At 71.9% G+C, this 17,081-nt stretch carries 14 protein-coding genes; 2 read left to right on the plus strand and 12 right to left on the minus strand.

The window, feature by feature from the left end:
• Positions 1-217: hypothetical protein (locus tag ACZ7L7_RS22165; protein WP_471432656.1), on the minus strand; the 217-nt coding region annotated here is incomplete at its 3' end.
• 89 nt (positions 218-306) lie between these two features.
• Positions 307-1,314: a stage II sporulation protein M gene (locus tag ACZ7L7_RS22170; protein ID WP_285516753.1), complete on the minus strand. Its 1,008-nt coding sequence runs from the start codon at positions 1,312-1,314 to the stop codon at positions 307-309.
• Between the two features lie 130 nt (positions 1,315-1,444).
• On the opposite strand from ACZ7L7_RS22170, the gene ACZ7L7_RS22175 reads away from it, so the two are divergent.
• Positions 1,445-2,422 carry an RDD family protein gene (locus tag ACZ7L7_RS22175; RefSeq protein ID WP_285516754.1) on the plus strand — a complete coding sequence of 326 codons (978 nt, stop codon included), beginning with the start codon at positions 1,445-1,447 and terminating at the stop codon, positions 2,420-2,422.
• A gap of 33 nt (positions 2,423-2,455) precedes the next feature.
• Here ACZ7L7_RS22175 and ACZ7L7_RS22180 read toward each other — a convergent pair whose 3' ends face one another.
• From ACZ7L7_RS22180 to ACZ7L7_RS22215, 8 genes are all read right to left on the minus strand, one after another.
• The gene (locus tag ACZ7L7_RS22180) at positions 2,456-3,070 is read right to left on the minus strand and encodes a hypothetical protein (protein ID WP_285516755.1); all 615 of its coding nucleotides are present in this window, start codon (positions 3,068-3,070) and stop codon (positions 2,456-2,458) included.
• Positions 3,071-3,265: 195 nt separating this feature from the next.
• Positions 3,266-4,723, minus strand: coding sequence for an adenosylhomocysteinase (gene ahcY, locus ACZ7L7_RS22185; RefSeq protein WP_285516756.1), 1,458 nt, complete (start codon positions 4,721-4,723; stop codon positions 3,266-3,268).
• Positions 4,724-5,051: 328 nt separating this feature from the next.
• A complete protein-coding gene (locus tag ACZ7L7_RS22190) occupies positions 5,052-6,032 on the minus strand; it encodes a cation diffusion facilitator family transporter (RefSeq protein ID WP_472076884.1) in 981 nt (326 codons plus the stop codon).
• A 125-nt stretch (positions 6,033-6,157) separates the two neighbouring features.
• A complete protein-coding gene (manA, locus tag ACZ7L7_RS22195) occupies positions 6,158-7,309 on the minus strand; it encodes a mannose-6-phosphate isomerase, class I (protein WP_472076886.1) in 1,152 nt (383 codons plus the stop codon).
• Between the two features lie 102 nt (positions 7,310-7,411).
• Positions 7,412-8,539, minus strand: a complete 1,128-nt coding sequence (locus ACZ7L7_RS22200; protein WP_285516759.1) for an SIS domain-containing protein — start codon at positions 8,537-8,539, stop codon at positions 7,412-7,414.
• 42 nt (positions 8,540-8,581) lie between these two features.
• On the minus strand, positions 8,582-8,752 hold the full coding sequence (locus tag ACZ7L7_RS22205; RefSeq protein WP_020940431.1) for a Trm112 family protein: 171 nt from the start codon (positions 8,750-8,752) through the stop codon (positions 8,582-8,584).
• A 289-nt stretch (positions 8,753-9,041) separates the two neighbouring features.
• Positions 9,042-10,406: a phosphomannomutase/phosphoglucomutase gene (locus ACZ7L7_RS22210; protein ID WP_285516760.1), complete on the minus strand. Its 1,365-nt coding sequence runs from the start codon at positions 10,404-10,406 to the stop codon at positions 9,042-9,044.
• 128 nt (positions 10,407-10,534) lie between these two features.
• Positions 10,535-10,957, minus strand: coding sequence for a DUF3499 domain-containing protein (locus ACZ7L7_RS22215; RefSeq protein WP_285516761.1), 423 nt, complete (start codon positions 10,955-10,957; stop codon positions 10,535-10,537).
• Between the two features lie 263 nt (positions 10,958-11,220).
• On the opposite strand from ACZ7L7_RS22215, the gene ACZ7L7_RS22220 reads away from it, so the two are divergent.
• Positions 11,221-11,670: a metallopeptidase family protein gene (locus ACZ7L7_RS22220; protein ID WP_285516780.1), complete on the plus strand. Its 450-nt coding sequence runs from the start codon at positions 11,221-11,223 to the stop codon at positions 11,668-11,670.
• Between the two features lie 20 nt (positions 11,671-11,690).
• On the opposite strand, the gene ACZ7L7_RS22225 is transcribed toward ACZ7L7_RS22220, so the two are convergent.
• Together ACZ7L7_RS22225 and ACZ7L7_RS22230 are read right to left on the minus strand one after the other, a co-directional pair.
• Complete coding sequence (locus tag ACZ7L7_RS22225; RefSeq protein WP_453605271.1) at positions 11,691-13,214, minus strand: DUF5719 family protein; 1,524 nt, start codon at positions 13,212-13,214, stop codon at positions 11,691-11,693.
• Positions 13,211-16,849, minus strand: a complete 3,639-nt coding sequence (locus tag ACZ7L7_RS22230) for a glycosyltransferase family 2 protein (protein WP_472076889.1) — start codon at positions 16,847-16,849, stop codon at positions 13,211-13,213. Before ACZ7L7_RS22230 ends, ACZ7L7_RS22225 begins: the two co-directional genes overlap by 4 nt.
• Positions 16,850-17,081: the final 232 nt, after the last annotated feature.

Raw genomic sequence — 17,081 nt, forward strand, 5'->3', positions numbered from 1 at the left:
GATCTTTCCGATCCGATTTCCTCGGTGCTTTCCAGGTTCCCGCTTTCGCGTTTCCCTTTCCGGCGGACCCGACTTTATCAGAAGTTCTGAGCCGGTCTGACCGGCTACTCATTTCCGATTCATCGGGAGAGGCTTCTGAGTAGTAATCGATTCGCTCGACTTCAAGAAGCAAGTAGATACGCACCGTCACCGACCGGATCAACTCCAGTCCAGGCAACTGTTCGAATCTACCTCCCCGGTCGATCCGTGTCAACGGCTCTTTCGGGGCGAAGAGGAGACTAGCAGCTCATCAGGTGTGTCCGCACATCAGGCGGCCGTCGGCACAGTGGCGCCGCGCTCGGCTTCCTCGATGTCGCCGGTCTCCCCGGCCTGCGCGGCACGTCGGCCAACGACGAAGACGTAGGCCAGGAAGGCCAGCTCGGCGATGACTCCAATGGTGATGCGGGCCCAGGTGGGCAGGCCCGACGGGGTGACGAAGCCTTCGATCGCACCGGAGATGAAGAGGACCACGGCCAGCCCTATGGCCATGCCTATGGCGGCTCGGCCTTCCTCGGCGAGGGCCGTGCGTCGGGTGCGCGGGCCAGGGTCGATGACAGTCCAGCCGAGGCGCAGGCCGGTGCCGGCGGCGACAAAGACCGCGGTCAGTTCGAGCAGGCCGTGGGGCAGGACGAGGCCCAGGAACGTGTCGAGGCGGCCTGCGGAGGACATCAGGCCGAAGCCAACGCCCAGGTTGAGCATGTTCTGGAAGAGGATCCAGAGGACCGGGAGCCCGAGGAAGACGCCGAGGACGAGGCAGAGGGCGGCGGCCTGGGCGTTGTTCGTCCACACCTGGGCCGCGAACGATGCCGCGGGATGGCTGGAGTAGTACGTCTCGTACTGACCGCCGGGGCGAGTGAGCTCGCGCAGTTCGTTCGGGGCCGCGATGGATGCCTGGACCTCGGGAGTGCTGCCGATCCACCAGCCGAGGACGACGGCGACAAGGGTCGACAGGAGTGCCGTGGGCACCCACCAACGGCGTGACTTGTAGACGGCGGCCGGGAAGCCGTGGGTGAAGAAGCGGGTCGCGTCGCGCCAGGTGGCCCGGCGGGTTCCTGTTACCGCGCTACGCGCGCGTGCCACCAGTTGGCTGAGCCGTCCGGTCAGCAGCGGGTCCGGGGCGCTGGACTGGATCAGGGAGAGGTGGGTGGCGGCGCGTTGGTAGAGGGCGACGAGTTCGTCCGCTTCCGCGCCGGTGAGGCGGCGCTGGCGCTGGAGCAGGGTGTCGAGACGGTCCCACTCGGCTCGGTGCGCGGTGACGAAGACGTCGAGGTCCATCGGTGTGCCTGCTCCTCGGCTGTTCGTCGGCGGCTCGTCGCGCTGTCAGCTTGTCGTACGGGGGTGCGATGTGTCCTCAGCTTGGCAGACTGGCCGTTCCAGGGGCAGATCAGGGAAGGGCGGGGCAGGCGTGAGTGAGCTGGTGACGGGTGAGGCGGTGGCGCTTGAGTTGCGCCCCGCGAGGCTGCCCAGCAGGGCTCTGGCCGTGCTGCTGGATCTGGTCGTGGCCGTCGCGGTCTACATCGCCGTGTCGATCGGCCTCTTCGCGGCCACCGCTTCCCTGGACGAGGCCGCTCAGATCGCGATGTCGATCGCTTCCTTCATCCTTGTGCTGGTCGGTGCGCCTATCGCGGTCGAGACACTCAGCCACGGCCGTTCTCTCGGAAAGATGGCCTGCGGGCTGCGGGTGGTGCGGGACGACGGCGGGCCGATCCGGTTCCGGCACGCTTTGGTGCGGGGGGCGATCGGGGTCATCGAGATCCTGCTGACCTTCGGGGTGGTCGCCTGTATCGCGTCGCTCGTCTCGGCGCGGGGGCGGCGGCTCGGGGATGTGTTCGCGGGGACGCTCGTCGTGCGGGAGCGGGTGCCGAACGCCCGGGGTGGATTCGTACCGCCTCCTCCGCCGTGGCTGGCCGGGCGGTTCTCGGGGCTGGATCTGTCGGCGGTTCCCGATGGTCTGTGGCTTGCCGTCCGGCAGTACCTGACGCGGATGCAGCAGTTGGATCCTCAGGTCAGCTGGAGCATGGCCGAGCGGCTCGCCGCCGATGTCGCGGCGCGTACGGGTGCCCCGGCACCGGAAGGTGTGCCCCCGGCCGCCTATCTGGCTGCGGTACTGCAGGAGCGACAGGCCCGGGAAGCCCGACGGGCCTTCTCGAACAACGGGGGCGCGGCCAACGGGGGCGCAAACGGGTCCGCTGCGGCTTTCTCCCCGGCCGGGCCGTATACCCACCCCGGTGGTCAGCCTCAACCCGTCCCGACGCCGGGTCCGTACGGGCCGCCTGCCCAGCAGCCCCCGGCGCCGACCGGCACTCCGCCCGCTCCCCCGGTCGCGCCGGGCCAGGAGCCCTCGGCCGATCGCCCCGGCACCGGCTTCGTGCCGCCCGCCTGATACCTGGCCGGGAGCCGAGCCGAGCCACGCCGCTCACGTGAATACGGACGGCGGTGATTCGAGGTCCTCCAGCTCGATCCCGGGCGCCGCCAGAACCACGTCCCCGGCGATGTGCACGGAGTGCTGCTCGCCCGTGTCCAGGGCTGTGACCTGGTACTCGTCCACGGTCAGGGGGCCGTTGTCAGTGGCGTGTGCTTCTCTTTTCAGCAGGGCCCAGGACTGGTCGACGGTGCGCGGGGCGAGCACTGGGTCCGTGAAGAAGACGAGGCGTACTCGGGTGGCGGAGCCGGAAGGGGTGAGGCGCAGGAGACGGGTGGTGGCGATCAGGAACGCGGGGGACGTGCCGGTGAAGGCGTGGGCGCGCACATTGCCTTCTGTGGCGTGGGCTCCGGTGGGGTCCGTACGGACCCAGGTGACGCCGTCGAGGGCGGCGCCGCGCACCTGCCAGCCGCCGGCGTGGAGTTCCAGGCGGATGGGGCGGCCCAGTTCGTCGAGGGCGAGGTCGACGGAGCCGCTGTGATCGCCTGCGGGGGTGGTCAGCTGGGAGACGTAGCGCCAGCCGGAGGGGCCGGGCGCGCAGTGGAAGTGTTCTTCTGCGAGGGGGGTGTGATCGTGCGGATCGTGGAGCGAATAACGGCCGCGGGGCATGGGGGTCCTGGGTCGTGAAGGGCTGGTCCGGCCAGTAGGGCCAGATGGGCAGGCCCCCGGCACGGGGGTGCGGGGGCCTGCCCGGAGGACCTGCGTGCGGGGTGAGCGCGTCAGTGCACGGGTGCGCTCACCCCGGTGTCCGGCGTCCGGAATCCCGGGCCCGGAGCTGGGTCCGGGCCGGGTCCGGTGTACGGATCAGTAGCGGTAGTGGTCCGGCTTGAACGGGCCGTCGACGTCGACGCCGATGTAGGCGGCCTGCTCGGGGCGGAGCTTGGTGAGCTTCACGCCGAGGGCGTCCAGGTGGAGGCGGGCGACCTTCTCGTCGAGGTGCTTGGGCAGCGTGTAGACCCCGATCGGGTACTCCGACTGCTTGGTGAACAGCTCGATCTGGGCCAGGGTCTGGTCCGCGAAGGAGTTGGACATCACGAAGGACGGGTGGCCGGTGGCGTTGCCCAGGTTCAGCAGGCGGCCCTCGGACAGGATGATGATCACCTTGCCGTCGGGGAAGGTCCAGGTGTGGACCTGCGGCTTGACCTCTTCCTTCACGATGCCCGGCACCTTGGCGAGGCCGGCCATGTCGATCTCGTTGTCGAAGTGGCCGATGTTGCCGACGATCGCCTGGTGCTTCATCTTGGCCATGTCCGAGGCCATGATGATGTCCTTGTTGCCGGTCGTGGTGATGAAGATGTCGGCCTTGTCGATGACCTCGTCGAGGGTCGTGACCTGGTAGCCGTCCATCGCCGCCTGGAGCGCGCAGATCGGGTCGATCTCGGTGACGATCACCCGGGCGCCCTGACCGCGCAGGGACTCCGCGCAGCCCTTGCCCACGTCGCCGTACCCGCAGACGACCGCGGTCTTGCCGCCGATGAGGACGTCGGTGGCGCGGTTGATGCCGTCGATCAGGGAGTGGCGGCAGCCGTACTTGTTGTCGAACTTCGACTTGGTGACGGCGTCGTTGACGTTGATCGCCGGGAACAGGAGGGTGCCGTCGCGCTGCATCTCGTACAGGCGGTGGACGCCGGTGGTGGTCTCCTCGGTGACGCCGCGGATCTCCGAGGCGAGCTGGGTCCACTTCTGCGAGCCGTCGCTGATGGTGCGGTGCAGGAGTTCGAGGATGACGCGGTGCTCGTCGCTCTCGGCGGTGTCGACGGAGGGGACCTCGCCGGCCTTCTCGTACTCGACGCCCTTGTGAACGAGGAGGGTGGCGTCACCGCCGTCGTCGAGGATCATGTTCGGGCCGCCGGTGGGGCTGTCCGGCCAGGTCAGCGCCTGCTCGGTGCACCACCAGTACTCCTCCAGGGTCTCGCCCTTCCAAGCGAAGACCGGGACGCCCTGCGGGTTCTCGGGCGTGCCGTTCGGGCCGACGGCGATGGCGGCGGCCGCGTGGTCCTGGGTGGAGAAGATGTTGCAGGAGGCCCAGCGGACCCGGGCGCCGAGGGCGACCAGGGTCTCGATGAGGACGGCGGTCTGCACGGTCATGTGCAGGGAGCCGGTGATGCGGGCGCCAGCGAGCGGCTGGGCCTCGGCGTACTCCTTGCGGATCGCCATGAGGCCGGGCATCTCGTGCTCGGCGAGGGTGATCTCCTTGCGGCCGAAGGCGGCCAGGGAGAGGTCGGCGACCTTGAAGTCCTGTCGGTTGTCGACAGTCGTCATTGCGAGCTGCTCCTCGGTGTTGGGTCGAGGTGGGTAGGGCTGGTCTGCGCGGCGGCGGACACAGCGGTGCCCGAAGAGGACACAGGCATGCCCGCGTGCGCGCAGCGCAGTCCGTCGGAGGCCCTCTCTCCCTCGGCCGGTCCGTGTCGGGACCGCCCGACCGCCATCAGCAGCGACGTCTGGCTCAGTCCCAAGCTACACCGGACGACCCGGCCGCCCCAGTCCGCCTCCGGACACTCGGGGCCGAAACGGGTGCTTGCCGAGGGCCGGTGGTACGGCGAAGGGGTCCGCCGGATGTGCTGGGCGGACCCCTTGGTCGTACGCGACGTCAGTGGCCGGCGCCCTCGGGGGTCGGGCCGCCGGGGGTGGCCTCGCGGTCGGCGCCACGGGCCGCCTCGGCCTCGCTGTAGACGTCGGGCTCCAGGTAGATGACGCGGGCGATCGGGACGGCCGCGCGGACACGGGCCTCGGCTGCGTCGATGGCGGTGGCGATCTCGGCGGCCGTGTCGTCGTGCTGGACGGCGATCTTGGCGGCGATGAGCAGCTCCTCGGGGCCGAGGTGCAGCGTGCGCATGTGGATGATGCCGGTGACTGCCTCGCCGTCGACCAGCGCGGCCTCGATCTTCTGGACGTCTTCGACGCCCGCGGCCTCGCCGAGCAGCAGCGACTTGGTCTCGATGGCCAGGACGACGGCGATCAGGATCAGCAGCACACCGATGCAGAGGGTGCCGATGCCGTCCCAGACTCCGTCGCCGGTGGCGAGGGCGAGGCCGACGCCGCCGAGGGCGAGGACCAGACCGACCAGCGCGCCGAGGTCCTCCAGGAGGACGACGGGCAGCTCGGGGGCCTTGGCGTGGCGGACGAACTCCTTCCAGGACTTCTGGCCGCGCAGGTCGTTGGATTCCTTGATGGCCGTCCGGAAGGAGAACGCCTCGGCGACGATCGCGAAGACGAGGACGCCCACCGGCCAGTACCAGTGCTCGATCTCGTGCGGGTGCTTGATCTTCTCGTAGCCCTCGTAGAGGGCGAACATGCCGCCGACCGAGAACAGGATGATCGAGACGAGGAAGGCGTAGATGTAGCGCTCGCGGCCGTAGCCGAAGGGGTGCTGCGGGGTCGCCTCGCGCTGGGCCTTCTTGCCGCCGATGAGCAGCAGTGCCTGGTTGCCGGAGTCGGCGAGCGAGTGCACCGATTCGGCGAGCATGGAGGACGAGCCGCTGAACAGGAACGCCACGAATTTCGATACCGCGATCGCGAGGTTGGCGCCGAGTGCCGCCACGATCGCCTTGGTCCCGCCTGACGCGCTCATGTGCCCGCGTTGTCCCTTCGTACGCAGTCCCGGGCACGGCCCCTTGTGGCTTTGCCCGTCCTTTGCCGGTGGGCCATTGTTGCAGCCTTGCCCGGGTGTGACGCGTCAGGTGTCCACAACGCCGGTCATACGATCACAGTGGCGCGGAAGACGGTGCCCACGCCGCCGACTTCGGCCTTCTCGCCTGCGGGAACGAAGACCGACTGACCGGGCGTCAGCTCCTGGTCGCCCGCCCGGACGGTGCCCGCCGTGCACAGCAGGATCTGCGGGGTCTCGCGGGTGAGGTCGTGCGGGGCGGTGCCCTCGGGGAGGACATATCGGGAGAGCCGGAACTCGTCGATCGGCGTCTCGTAGAGCTCCTCGCCGTCCGGGGAGGCCTCCGGGCGCAGCACTCCGGGGTCGGCGGCCTCGAAGCGGACGATGCGAAGGAGTTCGGGGACGTCGACGTGCTTGGGGGTGAGCCCGCAGCGCAGCACGTTGTCGGAGTTGGCCATGATCTCGACGCCGAGGCCGTTGAGGTAGGCGTGCGGGATGCCGGCGCCGAGGTACAGGGCCTCGCCGGGCTGGAGCCGGACGTGGTTGAGGAGCATGGCGGCGATGACGCCGGGGTCGCCCGGGTAGTGGTGGGCGATGTCGGCGTACGGCTTGTAGACGCCGCCGAGGTGGGTGCAGGCGGCCGCGGCCTCGGTGACCGTACGGCTCATCTCGTCCGGGTCGGCGGTGAGGATCGCGGTGAGGACCTCGCGGAGGGCGGCCTCCTCCGGGTGGGCGTGCAGCAGGTCGACGTACGGCTTGAGGGAGTCGACGCCGAGGCCGTCGAGGAAGTCGGCGGCCTGGACCGGGTCGCGGAAGCCGCACAGGCCGTCGAACTCGGTGAGCGCGCAGATCAGCTCGGGCTTGTGGTTGGCGTCCTTGTAGTTGCGGTGGGGCGCGTCGACGGGGATGCCCCGGCGTTCCTCGTCGGCGTAGCCCTCCTTCGCCTGTGCCAGGTCGGGGTGGACCTGGAGGGAGAGGGGGGCGCCGGCCGCGAGGAGCTTGAGCAGGAAGGGCAGCCGGGGGCCGAACTTGGCCACGCACGCGTGCCCGAGTTCGCGCTCCGGGTCCGCGTCGATGACGGCGGCGAGGGTGCCGCGGCCGGTGCGCGAGGGAGCGCCGGGGTGGGCGCCCATCCACATCTCCGCCTGCGGTTCGCCGGTCGGCTCCACGCCGAGCAGCTGCGGGATCGCGGTCGGGGAACCCCAGGCGTAGGGGCGGACGGTGTTGTCGAGGCGGTCCATGCGCTTCTCTCTGCGTCTTTTGTGTCTTCGCGACTTCGCGTCCGTGTGCCTGGTCCGTGTGCCTGGGCTCCGCGCGTCCGGTTCTGCCGGTGACGCGGGTGGTCAGGCTCCCGTGGCGAGGGCCAGGTACACGGCGGCGAAGTCCGTGGTGGCGATCAGTTCCGCGAGGTTGACCAGTTCGTCCCCGGGTTCCGGTTCCAGTTCGCTGATCGGCGTGTCGTGGCTCAGGGCCAGTTCACGGGCGGCGGGGGCGGCGGTGAGGCCGCCGCTGGGGCGGTCCCGGAGCAGCACCACGCGTGCGTGCAGCGCGGGCGGCTCCTCCACGCGGTCGCGGAAGAAGTCGTCCGGGTCGGCGCTGGCGGCGAGCGGGCCCGAGAGCAGGGTCTGGTGCGAGGCGAGCGCCTCGGGCAGCTCCGAGACGACCGCCGGGCGGCCGGCGAGTTCGGCGAGAGCGGCGGCGAAACGGCGGCCCGCGGGGCCCGCCGAGGTGCCCTCCGTCCAGATCACCGGGAGCGCGTCGGCGAGTTCGGCGGCCAGTGTCTTGGCGGGGTTGCTGTAGGTCGCGATGGCGGGGCCGCAGCGTTCGGCGATGTGGTCGAGGCGGTCGGCGACCTTCTCCAGGGCATCGGCCGGGGCCTCCAGCAGGCCGACGCGGTCCAGGAGGGCGAGCAGGGGTGTGAGCAGCGCCCACAGGACGCCGGGGGCGGAGGCGGCGAGGGGGGTGTCCTGCTCGTAGGGGGCCGTGGCCATCGGTACGAACAGGCCGTGCGCGGCTTCCAGGGCCTCGGCGAGCGGGGTGCCGGCGGGGGCGACCGCTACGACGGTGCAGCCGCGGCGGTACGCCTGCTCGGCGAGGAGGGACAGGCCCGGTTCGGTGCCGTCCGGGGTGGCGATCAGGAGCAGGTCCACGGAACCGGCCCAGCCGGGCAGCTCCCAGCGCAGGGCGCCCGCGGCGGGGGCGACGCCCGTGGGGGCCAGCCGGGTGACGGGGCTGCCCGCGCCGGCGAGGGTGCCGAGGAGGTCGGCTACGCAGATGGCGGCGGCGCCGGGGCCCGCGATGAGTACGGCGCGGGGGCGGCCGTCGGGCTTGAGTTCCGGGATGCCGGCCTCGGTGGCGTGGCGGGCGGCGGTGCGGACGCGGGCGCCGGCCTCGGCGGCGCCGCGCAGCAGGCCGCGGCGGTCGGCCTCGGAGAGTGCCTCCGGGGTGTCTAGCAGCGATTCGTCGAGCACGGTCGGCAGTCTCCGATCGCCGGGGTGTGGGTGGCCGGGGTGTCAGGCGGGGCGGCGGGCCTCGTCGACGAGGAGGACGGGGATGCCGTCGCGGACGGGGTAGGCCAGGCCGCAGTCCTGGCCGGTGCAGATCAGCTCCGCGTCCTGCTCCTTGAGGGGGGCGTGGCAGGCCGGGCAGGCGAGGATCTCCAGGAGACCGGCTTCGAGCGGCATGGGGGTCCCTTCGGGGCGGGGGTGTGGCGCGGGGGTCTTGATTCGCGCTATGTGCCTGGTCAGGTTACCGCCGGGGTGGGGTGGTTGGGGGGTGGAGGGGGTGTGGGGGTGCGCTTCGGGTGGTGGGGGATTTTTTTCTCGCCCCCGCCGCCCCTACCCGTCCCGTCCCCAGGGGCTTCGCCCCTTCGACCCCGACGGGGTGTGCTTCGAGTGCGGGTGGGTGGGGGCTGGGCGCGCAGTTCCCCGCGCCCCTCTTGCGGGGGCTTCGCCCCGCAATGCAGTGGAGGCGTCAGGCTCTGATGATCGCCAGTACCTCGTCCCGTACCTTCGCCATCGTCTTCTCGTCCCTCGCCTCCGCGTTCAGGCGGAGGAGGGGCTCCGTGTTGGACGGGCGGACGTTGAACCACCAGTCGGTGGAGGTGACCGTGAGGCCGTCCAGGTCGTCCAGGGTGACGTCCTCGCGGGAGCCGTACGCGGCGCGGATCGCGGTCAGGCGGGACTGTTGGTCCGCCACCGTGGAGTTGATCTCGCCGGAGCCGACGTAGCGGTCGTACTGGGCCACCAGGGCGGACAGGGGGCCGTCCTGGCCGCCCAGGGCAGCGAGGACGTGGAGCGCGGCCAGCATGCCCGTGTCGGCGTTCCAGAAGTCGGCGAAGTAGTAGTGCGCGGAGTGCTCGCCGCCGAAGATCGCGCCGGACTTCGCCATCTCGGCCTTGATGAAGGAGTGCCCGACGCGGGTGCGGACCGGGGTGCCGCCGTTCTCGCGGACCACCTCGGGGACCGACCAGGAGGTGATCAGGTTGTGGATGATCGTGCCCTTGCCGCCGTGCCGGGCCAGTTCACGCGAGGCGACCAGGGCCGTGACCGCGGACGGGGAGACCGGCTCGCCCTGGGCGTCGACCACGAAGCAGCGGTCGGCGTCGCCGTCGAAGGCGAGGCCGAGGTCGGCGTTCTCCTCGCGGACCCGCTTCTGGAGGTCGACGAGGTTGGCCGGGTCGAGCGGGTTGGCCTCGTGGTTGGGGAAGGTCCCGTCCAGTTCGAAGTACATCGGGACGAGGGTCAGGGGCAGGCCCTCGAACACCGTGGGAACCGTGTGGCCGCCCATGCCGTTGCCCGCGTCGACCACGACCTTCAGGGGGCGGATGGAGGTCAGGTCGACGAGCGAGCGCAGGTGGGCCGTGTAGTCCTCCAACGTGTCCCGCTGGGTGATCGTTCCCGTCGTGGCCGCCGGTTCCGGCGCGCCGGAGTCCAGCCAGCCCTCCACCAGCGCGCGGATCTCGGCCAGACCCGTGTCCTGGCCGACCGGGGCGGCCCCGGCGCGGCACATCTTGATGCCGTTGTACTGGGCCGGGTTGTGAGAGGCCGTGAACATGGCGCCCGGCAGGTCCAGCGCGCCGGAGGCGTAGTAGAGCTGATCGGTGGAGCACAGGCCGATCTCGGTCACGTCGGCGCCCTGCGCGGCGGCGCCGCGCGCGAAGGCGGACGACAGTCCGGGCGAGGAGGGGCGCATGTCGTGCCCGGTCACGATGGCACTGGCGCCGGTCACGCGGACGAATGCCGCTCCGAACAGCTCGGCGAGCGACTCGTCCCACTGGTCGGGAACGACCCCGCGCACGTCGTACGCCTTCACGAGCTGTGACAGATCAGCGGCCACGGCCAACCTTCCTGAAGAGATCCTCGGGACTGCACAAAGTACCCGTAGGGGATGTGCCGTGCTGTGCGATCCCCCAGTGGACCCTCAGCCGTAACCTCGGCGAGAAGCGTGGGAAGGGTGACGCGGACTCAGTTGTCAGGGGAGCGCAGCACCCTGAGGTGGCCTCGGCGCGCGACCTCGCGCGGGTCCGCCGTACGGGCGCCGCCGCCGGCCTCCGCGGCACGTTCCTGCGGGCGGGCCGCCTCGCGCACGGCGTTGGCGAGCGCTTCCAGGTCGTCGCCGCTGGGGCGGGCCGGGGCGGAGCCGTCGAGGAGTCGTACGACCTCCCACCCGCGCGGGGCGGTCAGGCGCTCGGAGTGCTCGGCGCACAGGTCGTAGCAGTGGGGTTCGGCGTAGGTGGCGAGCGGGCCGAGGACCGCGGTCGAGTCGGCGTAGACGTACGTCAGCGTCGCGACGGCGGGGCGGCCGCAAGCGGTGCGCGAACAGCGACGTACAAGGCTCACGACGTTGGACGGTACCGCACTCTTGAGCGGGCCGCGACGACTCTCCACCAGGTCACTCGACCGTGTCGGGCTGTGAGTCGCCCCACACACCCCTTCTGACACGCCTATGTGACCTGCGGGAACATCGACTTTCAGCCGATCGAGGGCGGCGAGATCCAGACATCACTTGGTACAAAAACCATCAAATCCCTAGAGATCGCCGGTCCGGGAGAGGTGCGGAATCGAGCCCAACCTTGGCCGGAATCGTCATCCGCCGACAGGGCGTGCGGGGCGCGGCGCGCGGCCCTGCCGGGGACTACGCTTCACCAGTGATGGACAAGCCCGTACCGCCCAGTGCCACCGGCCCCGGGCCCCGCCGCCGTGATCGTCACGGCAGGGGCATGCGGGGACCGATCGCGCCGCCGCAGGTGCCCCTCGCGGCCAGCCGCGCCGAGGCCTTCGCGGACCTCGTCCAGGACTCCGTGGAGCGCCTGGAGCGTCGGTGGCCGCAGCTCGCCGAGATCGACTTCCTGGTCCTTGAGGTACCCCCGCTCAACGGTGCCGCGCCGGTCTGGAACGACGAGGCGGTGCCGCTCGGCGGGACAATCTCCGCCCGCGAGGGCCGCCCCGCGCGGGTGGTCATCTACCGGCGGCCCGTGGAGATCCGCACCAAGGGCCGCGACGAGCGGGCGGCGCTGGTACACGAGGTCGTCGTCGAGCAGGTGGCCGAGCTGCTGGGGCTCACCCCCGAGACCGTCGATCCGCGCTACGGCGAGGACTGAGCCCTGACACGACCCGGCGGCTACTTCTGGAGCACCGACAGGTCCTGCTCCGCCTCCGGCACCTTCACCGTCCCCCGGTCGTCGGGGAGGGTCTGAACGGTGAACCACGAGGTCTCGCCCTCGGTCGCGGCGAGCGTCCGGGCGCCGTACACAGGGCCTCCCGAGACCGTCTCCACGGTGAGCGCGTAGCTGCCCTTCACCGACTTGGGGACCTCCAGGACGATGTTCTGCGTCGTGCCCTTCTTGATCGAGTACGTCTTGGTGGTCGCCTCTCCGCCCTCGGTGCCCGCGGAGGCCGTGACCTTCACCTGCGCGGTGGCGGTCGGCGCGGTCAGCGAGAGGGTCGTGCCCTTGCCGGAGTTCTCCGCCGACGTCGCGCGCGTGCCGACCGGTCTGGTGGCCGGGATGAAGGCGGTCTCCTGGTCGGCGCCCTTGCCGCGGATCACCCGGAGCGCGGCCACGACCGGCACCGAGCGGTCCGTCGGGGTCAGCACCACCGAGCCCGGCTCGCCGCGCGTCAGGTCACCGAGGTCGACCGCTGCCGTCATCTTCGACTTCACGTGCAGCGTCTCGTTGCCCGCGGGGCTGATCAGGCCGGACGGGGAGGCCAGCTGGACCTTCAGGTCGGCGTCGGAGCCGTCGGGGGTGAAGGCGACCAGGCGGACCGCCGTGGCGTCCTTGGGGATGCCGGGCAGCACCAGGCTGCCGCTGGGGTCGGTGGAGGCGGCCAGCCAGTCGCCGCCGACCTTGTCGTCCAGGGCCTGCACGGCGGCGCCGACCCGTCCGCTGCGGACGGTGACGTGCACGGTGAGGTTGGTCGCCTTCTCCGCGGTGAGTGTGGAGAGCAGGACCGGCTCGGTGGCGTGCGGCTGGACGGTGATGCCGTCCGGGACGGTCGTCTCCAGCTCTCCGTTCTTGTCGTACAGCTCGATGTCCACCACGGCCGCCGAGTCGTCGGGGTTGGTCAGGTGGACGTAGTCCGTGCGGTCGGCGTCCGTGCTGGCGCCCGGGAACCAGAACTCGGTGTCGGGCGCGGTGCAGTTGACGCCCTGCAGGCCGCGTCCGGTGCCCGCGGTGACCTCCGTGGTCTGCTGCACGGTCCAGCCGGGCGCGAGCCTGCCCTCGGCGATGCCGAAGAGGGCGGGGGCGGCGCCGCCGTTCGCTTCCGTGCCGACCGGCTTGCCCGGCTCCTTGGCCGCGAGGACGGCCTTGTCCTGGTCCTTCTTCTTCCCGGCGTCCTTCTTCCCGGACTCCTCGCCGTCCTTGCCGTCGGTGCCGTCGGTCTGCTCGGCCGCCGCGTGCAGTTCGGCCGTGCCCTTGCCGCTCGTGCCCTCGGTGACGGGCGTGAAGGAGGTGTACGTGGTCTCGGCGAGGTCGGAGGTGCTCGGTGCCGGGCAGAGCAGGCTGGTGCGCTCCACGGGCAGTACGGCGGCGGCCTTGCCGGTGTCCGCGCCGGATGCCCCCGGCTCGGTCAGGGTGGCGTACCCGGTGATCGCCGCGAGCGCGGTCGCCACGGCGAGCAGGGAGAGGGTGGTGCGGTTCACTGCTGGCTCCCGTCAGGACGCTCGACGCCGTGCTGCTGCTGTGCCGGGTCGTAACCGGTGTCGTAACCCTGCTGGTACGGCTGCTCGTACTGGCTCTGGTCGTACTGGCTCGGGTCGTACGAGCCCTGGCCGTCGTACGCGTACGGGTCGTACTGGCCGGCCTGGTAGGGCTGGTCGTAGCCGCCCTGCTGGTAGCCCTGGCCCTGCTGGTACTGCTCGCCGTAGCCGCCGTACTCGGGCGCGCCCGCGTAGCTGGGGGTGTCGTAGTCGCCGTAGGGCTGCTGCTGCGGGACCGCGGCGGGGGGTACCTCCTGGGGCGGGGGCGGGAAGTCGTCCGGGGCGGGCTGTTCCTCGGCCTCCGCCTCGGCCTGGGCGCGCAGGCGGCGGGCGCGGCGGCCCTCGCCGGAGACGGCCTGGACCGGGACGAGCTGCTCCTCGGGGAGGTCGTCGTCGATGTCGCGGCGGCGGCCGGGCAGGGCCATGACGACCAGGACGAGGGCGAGGAAGCCCTGGGCCCACAGCCAGGCGGTGTGGCTCAGCGGGTCCTCGAAGGTGACGTCCAGCTTGCCCCCGGAGGCGGGCAGTTCGAAGCCCTGGGCCCAGCCGTCGACCGTGGTGCGGGTGAGCGGCTTGCCGTCGAGGGTGGCCGTCCAGCCCGCGTCGGCGGTGTCGGCCAGGCGCAGGGTCCGGCCGTCGGCGCCCGAGGGGATCTCCGTGTGGATCTCCACGGGACCGGCGGCGACCGGCTGCGGGTCGCCGGAACCGCCGACGATCATGGCGCGCGCGACGTCCTGGTCGACCCGCCACAGGGCGCTGTCGTTCTGCTGGCTGAGCCGCTTCAGGCCGGGGGTGGCGTCCAGGACGCGGGTGACCTCGCGGGGCGCGCCCTGCTGGACGAGGACGTAGCCCACGGCGAACTTGCCGAGTTCGTCGGCCTGGTCGGCGCCGGAACCGGCGACCAGGTTGGCGACGACCTTGTCGAGCCGGGTGTTCTCCCCGGCGGCCGCGGCGACCTCGGCGTCGCCGAGGCGGGCGCCGGAGCCGCGGACCAGGGTGTAGGCGACGTGGGCGGCGGAGTCGCTGTCGAGGACCAGGGTGCGGGTCTGGTCGCGGTTGCCGCTCTCCTCGGCGACGAACGCGGGCACCTGCACCGGGTCGCGGCGCTCGACGGGGCCGTCGGCGCCGTCGATCATCCAGCCGGCGGCGGCCAGCAGCGGGCCGACGGCGGCGGCGAGGGCGATCAGCGCGGCGAGCGGCTGGCGCCAGCCGAAGCTCTGCTGGGCCACGCGCAGGCGTGCCCCGTCGGCGCCGAGCAGGGCGGCGGCCAGCAGGGCGATGCCGTGGACGAGGGTGGCGGGGCCCGCCCAGGCGGAGTCGTTGGACAGGACCGCGAAGACCAGGCCGACCAGGGCGACCGCCCAGGCCGTCAGGATGGCGGGGCGGCGCTCCGCGCGGAGCAGGGCGGCCAGCGCGGCCAGGACGACGCCGATCAGCATCAGTCCGCCGACCGTTCCGGGGCCGCCGGGGCTGGCGCCGAGCAGGTCGAGGGCGGAGGCGGCCGAGGCGCCGTACTCCAGGCCCGCCTCGCCGAAGAAGCCGAACGGCAGCAGGGTCAGCGACCAGGGCGCGAGCACCAGCAGGGGGGTGCCGAGCTGGGCCAGGAAGCGCAGTCCGTAGGCGGTGATGTCGGTGCGGCGGACGGCCAGCAGGGCGATGCCGAGGAGCAGCGCGATGGGCCACACGATCGGGGTGAACGCCGTGGTGACGGTCAGCAGCAGGGCGTACGCCCAGGTGGCACGCCAACTGCCGCGGGTCCCGGAGGGGTTCGCCAGGCCGCTGGCGGCGACGCCCGCGCGGGCGATCAGCGGCAGCAGGACGGCGAGGACGGCGGTGCCGATCCTGCCGCCCGCGAGGGCGCCGGTGGCGGCGGGCAGGAAGGCGTAGACGACGGCCGCCCACGCGCGCAGGAGCCGCGAGGGGACCAGCGGGCGGGAGGCGAAGTAGGCGGTGAGGCCGGCCAGCGGTACCGAGCAAACCAGCAGCAGGGTCATCGCCAGTCCGGTCGAGCCGAACAGCAAAGTGGCCAGCATCGCCACGATCGCCAGGTACGGGGGCGCGGAGGCGGTGCCGCCCGCGCCGACCGCGTGCCAGGAGTCCAGGTAGCGCGCCCACAGATCACCGGCGTCGGCCGGGGCGGGCAGCAGTGCGCCGCCCGCGAGGGCACCGGCGTCGAGCAGGGCGCGGCAGGCGGCCAGGGAGACGAGCAGCAGTACCAGGAAGAGCACCGGGCCGGGCTTGCGGGCGATGCGCTTGAGGCGGGCGAACTGCTCGATCTCCAGGAAGTCGGCGTCGTCGCCGCCGGGTCCGGACTCCAGGCCGCCGCCGTGCCGTCCGGCGCCGGAGGTGGCCTCGGGGTCGGAGCTGCCGAAGAGGCTGCCCGCAGCCTGTTCCACGGTGGCCCGCACGGTCGCGCCGGGCGGCGGGAACAGCGGGCGCAGCTCGCCCTTGTCGACGACCGGTCGGCCCCGGTCGCGCCGCCCGGCGATGATCCGCTCCGGCCGCAGCAGTACGCCCAGCAGGCCGCGGATCTCGTCGACGGCCTGTCCGGGCACCTTGCCGACGAGATAGGCGAGGGTGCGCAGCACGGTGCCGACGACCAGGCGCAGCAGCACCCAGGGCAGTGCGGCCGTGCGGGTGTTGACGAGCAGGGTGTAGACGGCGCCTGCCTTGTCCACCTTGTGCGGGGAGGCCGTGGTGCGGCCCGCGCAGTCGACCGTGCGGCGCTCGCGGGAGGCCGCCTCGGCGTGCCGCACGACGGCGTCGGGGGCGATGAGGACGCGGTGGCCGGCCGCCTGGGCGCGCCAGCACAGGTCGACGTCGTCGCGCATCAGGGGCAGGCGGCGGTCGAAGCCGCCGAGCTGTTCGAAGACATCGCGGCGGATCAGCATGCCGGCGGTGGACACCGACAGCACCTGGCGGACGTGGTCGTGCTGGCCCTGGTCCTGTTCGCGGCGGTCCAGGCCGGTCCAGCGGCGGCCGGAGTGGGCGATGGAGACGCCGACCTCCAGCAGCTGCCGCTTGTCGTACCAGCCGCGCAGCTTGGGTCCGACGACGGCGACGTCGTCGCGGCCGAGCTCCAGTTCGTTGTCGACGACCTTCAGCAGCTGGGCGAGGGCGTCGGGTTCGGGGGCGCTGTCGTCGTGCAGCAGCCACAGCCACTGGATGGGCTCGCCGTGGGGCAGCTCGGGCAGGTCGTAGGCGTCGTCGCGCCAGGTGCGCGTGACGGGGTCCCAGCCGCTCGGCCGCTTCAGGTACGGCAGCTCCTCCGGGGTGAGGACCGGGGCGGTGCGGGCGGCCTCCTCGACGGCCTGGCCGAAGCCGGTGCGCCGGGCGAGGTGCAGGACGCGGTCGGCGCCGAGGGCCTCGGTGACGAGCTGGGCGGAGTCGTCGGCGCTGCCGGTGTCGGCGGCCATGACGGACTGCACCGGGCGCTCCTGGCCGAGCAGGCCGGCGAGCGCGTCGGGGAGCCAGCGGGCGCCGTCGTGGGAGACGAGGACCGCGGTCACCACATGACGCGGGAACTCTGGGGTGGCGGACGCTTCTTGGTGCGCCGACGTGTGGCTGTGCACGGACATCGAGGTACGGGCCCCGGTTCGGTGGACTGCGGTGGACGTCTGTGCCGTATGGGGGCGGCGGGACGTCTCGGACGAGCGCCCACACTATCGGCTGGGCATGACGACGGCCCTCCGCCTGTGGATAACCCACGGGCGGAGGGCCGCTGGTCGTATGTGGACGGACGCCGTTCGAATCGGACGACGGCCTTATTCAGGTCAGACGACGGCCTTATTCAGGCGCGTCGGACGACGG

This window comes from Streptomyces sp. NPDC110618 (assembly GCF_055657065.1).